The sequence below is a fragment of the Serratia quinivorans genome (assembly GCF_946227985.1).
Lineage (GTDB): Bacteria > Pseudomonadota > Gammaproteobacteria > Enterobacterales > Enterobacteriaceae > Serratia > Serratia quinivorans_A.
The window spans coordinates 67774-79306 of record NZ_CAMKGL010000004.1 but is presented as its reverse complement, the minus strand read 5'-3'; the positions used below and the strand labels follow the sequence as shown (position 1 = coordinate 79306).

General features: G+C 54.1%; 9 protein-coding genes. 3 read left to right on the top strand and 6 right to left on the bottom strand.

Translation table 11 applies throughout. The features are described from left to right. The first annotated feature begins 49 nt into the window (after nucleotides 1–49). The 3 genes from mazG (at nucleotide 50) to eno (ending at nucleotide 4226) form a co-directional block, all read left to right on the top strand. Nucleotides 50–844 carry a nucleoside triphosphate pyrophosphohydrolase gene (gene mazG / locus OCH02_RS13470; protein ID WP_261431667.1) on the top strand — a complete coding sequence of 265 codons (795 nt, stop codon included), beginning with the start codon at nucleotides 50–52 and terminating at the stop codon, nucleotides 842–844. A gap of 367 nt (nucleotides 845–1211) precedes the next feature. Then, nucleotides 1212–2849 carry a glutamine hydrolyzing CTP synthase gene (pyrG, locus tag OCH02_RS13465; RefSeq protein ID WP_012005242.1) on the top strand — a complete coding sequence of 546 codons (1638 nt, stop codon included), beginning with the start codon at nucleotides 1212–1214 and terminating at the stop codon, nucleotides 2847–2849. A gap of 81 nt (nucleotides 2850–2930) precedes the next feature. After that, nucleotides 2931–4226, top strand: coding sequence for a phosphopyruvate hydratase (gene eno, locus OCH02_RS13460; RefSeq protein WP_012005243.1), 1296 nt, complete (start codon nucleotides 2931–2933; stop codon nucleotides 4224–4226). A 146-nt stretch (nucleotides 4227–4372) separates the two neighbouring features. On the opposite strand, the gene OCH02_RS13455 is transcribed toward eno, so the two are convergent. The 6 genes from OCH02_RS13455 to OCH02_RS13430 form a co-directional block, all read right to left on the bottom strand. Then, a complete protein-coding gene (locus OCH02_RS13455) occupies nucleotides 4373–5407 on the bottom strand; it encodes a 3-oxoacyl-[acyl-carrier-protein] synthase III C-terminal domain-containing protein (RefSeq protein WP_261431666.1) in 1035 nt (344 codons plus the stop codon). Between the two features lie 391 nt (nucleotides 5408–5798). Then, nucleotides 5799–7322, bottom strand: a complete 1524-nt coding sequence (gene hutH, locus OCH02_RS13450; protein ID WP_261431665.1) for a histidine ammonia-lyase — start codon at nucleotides 7320–7322, stop codon at nucleotides 5799–5801. 10 nt (nucleotides 7323–7332) lie between these two features. Beyond that, a complete protein-coding gene (locus OCH02_RS13445) occupies nucleotides 7333–8190 on the bottom strand; it encodes a glycine betaine/L-proline ABC transporter ATP-binding protein (protein WP_261431664.1) in 858 nt (285 codons plus the stop codon). Between the two features lie 5 nt (nucleotides 8191–8195). Then, nucleotides 8196–9041, bottom strand: coding sequence for an ABC transporter permease (locus OCH02_RS13440; RefSeq protein ID WP_261092441.1), 846 nt, complete (start codon nucleotides 9039–9041; stop codon nucleotides 8196–8198). A gap of 68 nt (nucleotides 9042–9109) precedes the next feature. Beyond that, complete coding sequence (locus OCH02_RS13435) at nucleotides 9110–10075, bottom strand: ABC transporter substrate-binding protein (protein ID WP_261431662.1); 966 nt, start codon at nucleotides 10073–10075, stop codon at nucleotides 9110–9112. 52 nt (nucleotides 10076–10127) lie between these two features. Beyond that, nucleotides 10128–11519 (bottom strand): amino acid permease, encoded by a 1392-nt coding sequence (locus OCH02_RS13430; protein WP_261431660.1) that lies wholly within the window; start codon nucleotides 11517–11519, stop codon nucleotides 10128–10130. Between the last annotated feature and the right edge of the window lie 14 nt (nucleotides 11520–11533).

Here is an 11533-nt window from a genome sequence, read left to right as displayed (position 1 = left end):
TTATCGCGGGGCCCATATATTGGGCCTCGCTCGTTTCAGAGACTTCGTCATGACCCAATCTTCTCCGCTGCAACGCTTGCTGAACATCATGAAAACGCTGCGCGATCCGCAGGCCGGTTGCCCGTGGGACCGCAAGCAGACCTTTGCCACTATCGCCCCTTACACGCTGGAAGAAACCTATGAGGTGCTGGATGCCATAGAGCGTCAGGACTACGGCGATCTTCGTGACGAACTGGGTGACTTGCTGTTCCAGGTGGTGTTTTACGCTCAAATGGGCCAGGAGCAGGGGCTGTTTGACTTCGGCGAGGTGTGCAATGCCATCAGCGACAAGCTGGAACGCCGTCATCCGCATATCTTTGGCGAAGCTGATGCAGCGGACAGTGACGTCGTTGCGGCGCGCTGGGAGCAGCTGAAGGCCGGTGAACGCGCCGAGAAAGAGCTGCATTCGGCGCTGGATGATATTCCGCAGGCGTTGCCGGCGCTGATGAAGGCGCACAAAATTCAGAAACGTTGCGCCTCGGTCGGTTTTGACTGGCATACGCTGGGCCCGGTGCTGGACAAGGTGTACGAAGAGATCGACGAAGTGATGCATGAAGCGCGGCAGGCCGTGGTCGACGAGCAGAAGCTGGAAGAAGAAATTGGCGATTTGTTGTTTGCCACGGTGAATTTATCGCGCCATCTTGGCCATAAAGCAGAAAACGCGCTGCAGGCTGCCAACCGCAAGTTCGAGCGCCGTTTCCGTCAGGTGGAAGACATTGTCAAACAGCGCGGGCTGCAGATGGGTGAAGCCACGCTGGAGCAGATGGAAGAGGCGTGGCAACAGGTTAAACGCCAGGAAAACTAATCAGCAGCAATGCTGTCCCATGATTATCGCAATGTTGATCGGCGACAAGGTTCATGCAAGCTGAAACGGTTAAGCTCAGGGCTATGGTTTGCTGAACCGCGGCCTACCGACAGTAAAACGCCAACAAACTGAATTCTAAGGCGTTTTATTATCTCTAAAGGGCGGTAAATTGAGTTTTTCTGCGCTAACTCGTTGTTTTAAAAAGACCGTTACTGGCGGGCCGATAAAGTAAACCCGGATGAACTCCCGAGGGGGACAGAGATGATGGACAGTAAAACGATCGTTTGTAGGTCTGAAGAGGTTCGGGTATACTACTTTCCCGTCTTGGTTCTTCCATCGTCTTTAAACCTAAACTCTCAGGTTCAGCATGACAACTAATTATATTTTTGTGACCGGCGGGGTCGTATCCTCTCTGGGTAAAGGCATTGCCGCAGCCTCTCTGGCGGCTATTCTTGAAGCCCGTGGCCTCAACGTTACCATCATGAAACTGGACCCGTACATCAACGTGGATCCGGGCACCATGAGCCCGATTCAGCATGGGGAAGTTTTCGTCACCGAAGACGGCGCAGAAACCGATCTGGATTTGGGTCACTACGAGCGCTACATCCGTACCAAAATGTCGCGCCGCAACAACTTCACCACCGGTCGTATTTACTCCGACGTTCTGCGTAAAGAACGCCGTGGCGACTATCTGGGCGCAACCGTACAGGTTATTCCGCACATCACCAACGCGATCAAAGAGCGTATCCTCGAAGGTGGCGAAGGTCACGACGTGGTATTGGTGGAAGTTGGCGGTACCGTGGGCGATATCGAATCGCTGCCGTTCCTGGAAGCTATTCGTCAGATGGCCGTAGAAGTGGGCCGTGAGCACACCCTGTATATGCACCTGACGCTGGTGCCGTACCTGGCCGCTGCCGGTGAAGTGAAAACCAAACCTACCCAGCATTCCGTAAAAGAGCTGCTTTCCATCGGTATTCAGCCTGATGTGCTGATTTGCCGTTCCGATCGCGCCGTTCCTGCTAACGAACGTGCAAAAATCGCACTTTTCTGTAACGTACCGGAAAAAGCGGTTATCTCCCTGAAAGACGTTGATTCTATTTATAAAATCCCAGGCCTCTTGAAATCTCAGGGGCTTGATGATTATATTTGTAAACGATTCAGCCTCAATGCGCCGGAAGCCAACCTGGCCGAATGGGAGCAGGTGATTTACGAAGAAGCCAATCCGGGCGGCGAAGTGACCATCGGTATGGTCGGCAAATATGTCGAACTGCCGGATGCCTATAAGTCGGTAATTGAAGCTTTGAAACACGGCGGCCTGAAAAATCGTCTGACCGTGAACATCAAGCTGATCGACTCGCAGGATGTGGAAACCCGTGGCGTAGAAGTGCTGAAAGGTCTGGATGCTATCCTGATCCCGGGCGGCTTCGGTTACCGTGGTGTGGAAGGCAAAGTGATGACCGCGCGTTACGCGCGTGAGAATAACATCCCTTACCTGGGCATCTGCCTGGGGATGCAGGTGGCACTGATGGAGTTCGCCCGCAACGTGGTGGGTATGGAGAACGCCAACTCTACCGAGTTTGTGCCAGACTGTAAGTACCCGGTGGTGGCGTTGATCACCGAGTGGCGCGACGAAGACGGCAACGTCGAAGTGCGTACTGAAGAAAGCGATTTGGGTGGCACGATGCGTGTCGGTGGCCAGCAATGCCACCTGACCGACAACAGCCTGGTGCGTCAGATGTACGGCGAACCGACCATTGTTGAACGTCATCGTCACCGTTATGAAGTTAACAACATGCTGTTGAAGCAGATCGAAGCCGCCGGGCTGTTGGTTGCCGGCCGTTCCGCAGACAACAAGCTGGTTGAGATTATCGAACTGCCGAATCACCCGTGGTTTGTAGCTTGTCAGTTCCACCCGGAATTTACTTCGACGCCGCGTGATGGTCATCCGTTGTTCGCCGGCTTTGTGAAGGCCGCTGGTGAGTATCAGAAGCGCCAGGTGAAATAAAATATTTGGTAGGCGGCGCGCGGTGAGAACCGCGCGCTGTTTGTCTGGAGTTTTAGTTTAACTTGTACTGAGGAAAACCTAATGTCCAAAATCGTTAAAGTCATCGGTCGTGAAATCATCGACTCCCGCGGTAACCCGACTGTTGAAGCCGAAGTGCATCTGGAAGGCGGTTTCGTAGGTCTGGCTGCTGCGCCGTCAGGTGCTTCTACCGGTTCCCGTGAAGCACTGGAACTGCGTGACGGTGACAAGTCTCGTTTCCTGGGTAAAGGCGTACTGAAAGCCGTTGCTGCAGTAAATGGCCCGATTGCTCAGGCAGTACTGGGTAAAGATGCCAAAGACCAGGCTAACATCGACAAGATCATGATCGACCTGGACGGCACCGAAAACAAATCTCAGTTCGGCGCTAACGCCATTCTGGCGGTTTCTCTGGCTGCTGCCAAAGCGGCTGCGGCTTCCAAAGGCATGCCGCTGTATGAGCACATCGCTGAGCTGAACGGCACCCCAGGCAAATTCTCTATGCCACTGCCTATGATGAACATCATCAACGGCGGTGAGCACGCTGACAACAACGTCGATATTCAGGAATTTATGATTCAGCCGGTTGGCGCTAAATCCCTGAAAGAAGCCGTTCGCATCGGTTCTGAAGTTTTCCATCACCTGGCCAAAGTGCTGAAAGCCAAAGGCCTGAACACGGCTGTCGGTGATGAAGGCGGCTATGCACCAAACCTGGGTTCCAACGCTGAAGCGCTGGCGGTTATCGCTGAAGCGGTAAAAGCAGCAGGCTACGAGCTGGGCAAAGACGTGACCCTGGCAATGGACTGTGCGGCCTCCGAGTTCTACAAAGACGGTAAATACGTACTGGCCGGCGAAGGCAACAAAGCTTTCACTTCTGAAGAGTTCACTCACTTCCTGGAAGACCTGACCAAACAGTACCCAATCGTGTCCATCGAAGATGGCCTGGACGAATCTGACTGGGATGGTTTCGCATACCAGACCAAAGTGCTGGGCGACAAAATACAGCTGGTGGGCGACGACCTGTTCGTTACCAACACCAAGATCCTGAAAGAAGGCATCGAGAAAGGCATCGCTAACTCCATCCTGATCAAATTCAACCAGATCGGTTCTCTGACCGAAACTCTGGCTGCTATCAAGATGGCGAAAGACGCAGGCTACACCGCGGTGATCTCTCACCGTTCAGGTGAAACCGAAGACGCAACTATCGCAGACCTCGCGGTAGGCACTGCGGCTGGCCAGATCAAAACCGGTTCCATGAGCCGTTCTGACCGCGTTGCCAAATACAACCAACTGATCCGTATCGAAGAAGCGCTGGGTTCACGCGCACCTTTCAATGGCCTGAAAGAAGTTAAAGGTCAGTAATAACGGTTTGATTCGTTGTTAAATAAAAACCCGCTGCGGCGGGTTTTTTTATCCATAAAATCCCCTGGTGCTATAATTTTCCTTTTGCAGCGCCTTTCTGCTTGTTGAAAAGTGCGGCTTAATCACCCGATTAGAATCCAGACAGATTAGAGTTTAAATGACAAAGCGGAGAAAACCATTCCCGCGCTGGCAACCCATCCCATACAAAATTGGCCCTTCTCCACTTTACCTTGTTCAATAGCATCGGCAATGCCAAAGGGGACGGAGGCGGTAATTATATTCCCTGTTTTATTGCCAATATTATACAAGTTGCCATTAGCCCCGATAAATTCTCCAACAAGGCCCATCATTTTTGGTGAGGCCGTATGCGTAAATATTTGATGAATATCGTTAACAGGAATTTTATGTTGATAAAATACTTTGATTAACTCACTCTTTCCCTCATCATGCAATGCCGCCGCATATGAGCTGAATTGATATTGGCCACCGGTAGGTGCATTACGTTCAATATCCTCTTCATTGCAAAACAGTTCCCATTTTGGCAAAGAAATGGTACACAGATCGCTTAAATCTGGCCGATTGATATAGGAGAAGTTGAAGTTATCCGGTGACTCATTGCTGAGTATCGTAACGGTCGCAGCTTCACCAATGGTAAGGCTCGGAAACTTATAGTCCAGTTCATCTGCGGAATGCAAAGTAAAATTCTGCGGCACGCCGGGGCCGCCCTCAGACATACCGAACTCCATATTCACAACCATAGCATGGCGTATCTCGCCTGCCTTCATTTTACTGTTAATTATGTCCATGGCTGTCACCCAGCCGTTACAGGCATCGACAGCGTCATAATTTCTACAGTTCAGTCCCAACGCCTTCGAAATAAAGGTACTATTCGCCGGTTCTATAAATCCACGAGTAACACTGGCGTAGATTAACAAATCAATATCGCTCTTGTTGATGTTAGCTTGCGCTAAAGCCGAATTAAACGCGGTTTTCATCAACGTCATCGGGGTTTCGTCATTGTTCAACCAGTAGCGGGTTTCAATACCACTTTTGTTAAGTAGTTTTTCGATGGTTTTTAGCATCTTGGGCAGATCGCCCTGAAAAACACCTTTAGAATGGTGTTCAACCAAATTAATAATTTCCTGATTGTCGACGAGCCGCGACGGAAGTAACCCAGACATCCCTATTATCTTCATATGGTCCCTCAGGTAAGAAGTTAAATGACGTTATAACCAGTAGTTGGAAAGGCCGATAAGTTATCGGGTTATTTGTTTTGAAAAAATAATTTTATTTTCATATCAACCCAATGTGAAAACACCTTACTTGTACTACTATCAAGTCGTAATAATAGTGTCAATAATAATATTTGTTATTATTGGTTTAAGTATGGAAGTGTGTTGATTGTATTTCATTTTTTTTATTGGTGGGTTTTCTATGATGGCTCATATTCATCAAAGATATTGTTTAATTTAATTTATAATAAGTATGCAGTTTATGTTAATTATAAATATTATATATATAAATGGCGAGAATATCTCTTTAATGCCCCTTGGTCGGTAAAGGGGCTGGGGATTAACGTAATTCAGGGGCGATCTCCGCCAGTGCTTGCTCATCACGCAGTAGTGCGGCGCTGCTGGCGATATCCGGTGCCAGCCAGCGGTCCTGATGATAAGGGGCCACCGCTTGCCGCAGCCGCTGCCAGGCCCGTTGGGTGCCGTCACCGAAACGGTGCTGCTGCAGGAACTCAAAGGCCTGTGCCGCCAGCAGGTATTCAATCGCCAGGATCTGGTTAATGTTGCCCAGAGCCTTATGCAGTCTTAGCGCCGCCCCGGTGCCCAGGCTGAGGTGATCTTCCTGCAGCGCCGAGGTCACATAATTATCCACCACGCAAGGCTGTGCCAGTTGGCGGTTCTCCGCGCACAGCGATGCCGCCACGTATTGAGCAATCATCATGCCGGAATTCACCCCGGGCTCGCTGACCAGAAATGCCGGCAAGCCACTGACCAGTGGGTTAATCAGCCGATCAATGCGCCGTTCTGCGATGCCACCCAGTTCGGCGATGGCAATCGCCAGCAGATCGGCGGCCATGGCCACAGACTCGCCGTGTGGGTTGGCCTGTGACATCACTCTATAGTTGTCCGGCGTGCCGAGCAGCAGGGGATTATCGCTATTGCCGTTTAGCTCGATTTCAATCTGCCGTTCTGCATGAGCAATTTGATCGCGGCAGGCACCGTGCACCTGCGGGATTGAACGGATGCTCAGCGCATCCTGGGTACGAATGCCCTTACTGGCGGCAATCATCTCGCTGCCGTTCAATAACATCCGTAAATTACTGCCGACCCGTTGCATACCCGGGTGTGGTTTCAGCGCCAAAATTTCGCTGTCAAAGGCGGCTATCTGCCCGCCCAGCGCTTCAAAGCTCATCGCCGCGAGCACGTCCGCCCAGCGGGCCAGCCGCCAGGCATCGGCCAGCGCCAGGCAGCTCAACCCTGTCATGCAGGGCGTGCCGTTGACCAGGCACAGACCATCTTTGGCACCCAACTGTGGCGGCACAATGCCTTCCTCCGCCAAAGCCTGGGCTGCGGTGACGAGTTGGCCACGGTAGCTGACTTCGCCCAGACCGAGCAGCGCGACGCCGACGTGTGCCATATGGGTCAGATAGCCGACCGACCCCTGCGACGGCACCCGCGGGGTAATCCCCCGGTTCAGCAGTGCCAGCAGCGTTTCTACGACCGGGCGTTGAATACCGGATTTACCCTGGCAATAGTTGACGATGGCACAGCAGATAATGGCGCGGGTCTGCTCATCGCTCAGCGGCTCCCCCACGCCGCAGGCGTGACTCATCAGCGTGTTGCGGGACAGTTGCGCCAATTGTTCGCCGTGCAGCGCCTGATTGCATAGCGCCCCGAGGCCGGTATTGACGCCATAGGCACGTTGTTCACTGGCGACAATTTTCTGAACGATGGCCTGCGCATTGTCGATACGCGCCCAGGCAGCGTCAGACAGGTTGAGCGGGGCCTGATACCGGGCCACCGCCACCACGTCTTGCCAGCGTAACGGCAGGTTGTCGAGGGTGACCGAAATAGGGTAGTGCATATTGCTCTCCTCAGGCACGGGCCGCGATCATCGGGCGCGGTTTCTGTACGTTTTCATCCAGCGCCAGACGGCGTTGCACGAAGCGGTTAACATACTCATCGGCCGGGTTGTTAAGAATATCCTGTGGCGTGCCTACCTGGATCAGTTTGCCGTCTTTGAGGATTGCGATCCGGTTACCGATGCGCACGGCCTCGTCCAGATCGTGAGTGATAAACACCAGCGTCTTGTGCAGCTCTTTTTGCAGCGCCAGCAGTTGATCCTGCATTTCGGCGCGGATCAACGGATCCAGCGCACTGAAGGCTTCGTCCAGCAAAATGATATCGGTATCGGTGGCCAGCGCACGCGCCAGCCCGACGCGTTGACGCATGCCGCCGGAGAGTTGATGCGGGTAGGATTTCTCATAGCCCTTTAGCCCGACGGTGTTGATCCAATGCAGTGCGCGCTCCTGACATACTTCTTTTGCCTCGCCGCGTACTTTCAGACCGTAGGCCACGTTGTCCAACACCGTCTTGTGCGGCAGCAGGCCAAAGCTCTGGAACACCATGCTGATCTTGTGACGGCGGAAGTGCTCAAGCTGCTTTTCGTCATAGCGCAGAATATCTTCGCCATCCACCAGGATCTGGCCGCTGGTGGGATCGATAAGCCGGTTGAAGTGGCGCACCAGGGTGGATTTGCCCGATCCTGACAGGCCCATAATCACGAAGATCTCACCGGCCTCGATCGACATCGATAGATCGTGTACACCGATAACACAGTCGGTCGCTGCCTGGACTTCCTGCTTGGTTTTACCCTGCTGGCTCATTGCCAGCGCCGCCGCAGTTTTGTGGCCGAAGATCTTGTAAACGTTTTTGATTTCGATTTTGTTCATCGGGGTTACCTCGCAACGGCGGAGCGGCCATAAGCCTGAGTGATACGGTCAATGACTACGGCGAGAATAACGATCGCCAGACCTGCCTCCAGGCCCAGACCGACGTTCAGTGTCTGAATGCCCACCAACACGTCTTCACCCAGCCCGCGAGCACCGATCATTGAAGCCACAACCACCATTGACAGTGACATCATGGTGGTCTGGTTGATACCGGCCATAATGCTTGGCAGCGCCAGCGGCAACTGCACGCCGAACAGTTTCTGCCAGCGGTTGGCACCAAAGGCAGTGACGGATTCCATCACTTCTTTGTCCACCTGGCGGATACCCAAATCGGTCAGGCGGATCAGCGGTGGCGTGGCGTAGATCACCGTCGCCAGAATTGCCGGCACCTTGCCCAATCCGAACAGCATCAACACCGGGATCAGATAAACGAAGCTCGGCATGGTTTGCATGACGTCCATCAGCGGCATCATTACCGCCCGCACCCGATCGTTACGCGCCGCCAGTACGCCCTGCGGAATACCGATAATCACCGCCAGCAGCGTGGCGACCAGCACCAGCGCCAGGGTCTGCATTAATTTGTCCCACATGCCGGCGGTGCCGACCAGCAGCAGCAGGCCAACGATCACCACCGTCGGCAGCCAGCGGCGGGTGGCGTGCCAGGCGAGTAGCCCAACCACCGCCAGCATCAGCCACCAGGGTGTAGCACGCAGCAGGCTTTCGAGGTGGATCACCGCCCACAGCAGGGTGTCGGAGATCTTGCGGAACATATCGCCATAGTTGTTGACCAGAACATCGACCCAGCGATTGATCCAATCGGCGATGGAGAAAGTAAAACGATCTGGAAACATAAGTATTTACCCCTGTCAGGCCCGAAGCGCGCAGGCTCCGGGTTGGTGTTTACTGAATGCCAAAGCAATTACAAGGAGGCCTGAATTTTTTTCGCTGCGTCTTCGCTGACCCACTGTTTCCAGATTTCCGGGTGCTGCTTGAAGAACTCCAGCGCCAGCTTCTCTGAGCTGATGCGTTCCTTGCTCATGCGCGCCAGATTCTGGTTAACCAGGTCGAGCGGCAGATTGACTTTAGACAGCACCTGCACCAGTTCAGGTGCCTGCTGGTTAAACACGCTGGAAAGGCCGACCTTGATATGGATGTTCTTGTTCACACCCGGTTCGTCCAGTTTCACCAGATCGAGCTGGCCCATGATCGGGGTAGGTGACCAGTAGTAGAACAGGATAGGTTCGCCGCGACGGTAGCTGGAAAGGATCGCGGTATCCAGTGCCGGGCCGGTGCCAGGGCGGAAGTTGGTGAACTTGTCGTCCAGCTTGAATTTTTTGAGGATCGCGGTGTTGTCGAGTTCACAGGTCCAGCCGGCCGGGCAGTTGTAAAAACGGCCTTTGCCCGGCTCTTCCTGATCGCGGAATACCTGCGCATACTTGGCTAAATCCGGGATGCTTTTCAAATCCGGCGCCAGCGGTTTCAACTTGCGCTTGGTATCGCCTTCAATCACATAGCGGGGCACGTACCAGCCTTCAACAGCCCCGACAATGGGGGCGCCAACGCTGACCGCTTTGCCGGCTTTTTCGGCCTTGTTCCAGACTTCGCTACGGCCAATCCACTCTTCGGCGAATACCTGAATGTCGTTGTTGCCAACCGCCTGCTCCATGGTGATGGAATTACCCGGCAGCGCGTCGGTTTTGCAGTCGTAGCCCTTTTGCAGCACATATTGCATGACGTCGGTCAGCAACATGCCGCTTTCCCAGTTGAGTCCGGCGAATTTGACCGGTTTGCCGGATTCGCACCAGCCTGCTGCGCGCGCGGACAGGCTGCCTGTCATCAGTCCGAGCGCAATGAGCGGTATCCATAGTTTGTGTCGTGTTTGCATAGTGATACTCCACTGTAATGACGAAGAGCCCGGGAACGGCGGGCTCGTGAGATTAATACTGCGGTGAGGACGTGACGGGTGAACCCCCGCCTTTTTTACGTACCCATACCCAGTAAGCCAGGGTAAGAAAGGCCACCCACACCAGCCCGACGTACAGGGCGATGCGGCTGTCTTCGAAGTAACCGAGCAGGCCAATAACGAACAGCATAAATATCGTTGCCAGCGCCGGTGCGACCGGCCACCATGGCACCGGGAAACTCAATTTGCTGACTTCTTGCGGCGTCAACGTACGGCGCATGGCAATCTGCGACAGCAGGATCATCAGCCATACCCAGACGGTGGCGAAGGTGGCGATGGAAGCGATGATCATAAACACCTGTTTCGGGATCAGGTAATTGAGCACCACGCCCAGCAGCAGGGCGACCGACATCACCAACACCGTCATCCAGGGCACGCCACTGGAGGTCAGTTTGGAGAAGCTTTTCGGTGCCTGACCATCCTGCGCCATGCCGTACATCATGCGGCCTGCGCCAAAGATGTCGCTGTTAATGGCGGAAATGGCGGCGGTGATCACCACCACGTTAAGTACGTTGGCGGCCGAGCTGATGCCCAGATTGCTGAAGATCTCAACAAAGGGGCTACCATTCTGGCCGATGCTGTTCCACGGATAGATAGCCATCAGTACCAGCAGCGTCAGCACATAAAACAGCAAAATGCGGATCGGTACGGCATTGATCGCCTTCGGCAGCACTTTCGCGGGGTCTTTTGCCTCGCTGGCGGTAATGCCGATGATTTCAATGCCGCCAAAGGCGAACATCACCACCGCCAATGAAGCGATCACGCCGCCGATACCGTTAGGCATAAAGCCGCCGTGCGCCCACAGATTGCTGATGCCGGTAGCGTGCTGAGTCTGGCCAAAACCAAACAGCATCACGGCACCGCCGCCGACTATCATTGCCACAATGGCCGCGACCTTGATCAGCGACAGCCAGAACTCCATTTCGCCGAACACTTTCACGCTGCACAGATTGAGCGCGCCGATAAACATGATAATGCTGAGTACCCACACCCATTGGGCGACGTCCGGGAACCACAGCCCCATATAGATGCCGAAGGCGGTCACGTCCGCCAGGGCGACAATCACCATTTCGAAGGTATAGGTCCAGCCGGTGAGGAAACCGGCCAGCGGGCCAAGATAGTGGCTGGCGTAGTGGCCGAACGAACCGGAAACCGGCTGATGCACCGCCATTTCTCCCAGCGCGCGCATGACCATAAAGACCGCCGCGCCGCCCACCAGATAGGCCAGCAGCACTGCAGGACCGGCCAGTTGGATCGCCCCGGCGGAACCATAGAACAGCCCGGTGCCGATGGCGGAGCCGAGTGCCATAAAGCGGATATGTCGCGCGTTTAATCCGCGTCTGAGTTGTGGTGTTTCGTTATGCATGTTGCTTCCCGTCG

Excerpts from the sequence above, each read along its gene's own strand:
- OCH02_RS13440 (WP_261092441.1), bottom strand. The coding sequence starts at position 9,041 with ATGTTTCCAGATCGTTTTACTTTCTCCATCGCCGATTGGATCAATCGC.
- eno (WP_012005243.1), top strand. The coding sequence starts at position 2,931 with ATGTCCAAAATCGTTAAAGTCATCGGTCGTGAAATCATCGACTCCCGC.
- OCH02_RS13445 (WP_261431664.1), bottom strand. The coding sequence starts at position 8,190 with ATGAACAAAATCGAAATCAAAAACGTTTACAAGATCTTCGGCCACAAA.
- OCH02_RS13430 (WP_261431660.1), bottom strand. The coding sequence starts at position 11,519 with ATGCATAACGAAACACCACAACTCAGACGCGGATTAAACGCGCGACAT.
- pyrG (WP_012005242.1), top strand. The coding sequence starts at position 1,212 with ATGACAACTAATTATATTTTTGTGACCGGCGGGGTCGTATCCTCTCTG.
- OCH02_RS13435 (WP_261431662.1), bottom strand. The coding sequence starts at position 10,075 with ATGCAAACACGACACAAACTATGGATACCGCTCATTGCGCTCGGACTG.
- mazG (WP_261431667.1), top strand. The coding sequence starts at position 50 with ATGACCCAATCTTCTCCGCTGCAACGCTTGCTGAACATCATGAAAACG.
- OCH02_RS13455 (WP_261431666.1), bottom strand. The coding sequence starts at position 5,407 with ATGTCTGGGTTACTTCCGTCGCGGCTCGTCGACAATCAGGAAATTATT.
- hutH (WP_261431665.1), bottom strand. The coding sequence starts at position 7,322 with ATGCACTACCCTATTTCGGTCACCCTCGACAACCTGCCGTTACGCTGG.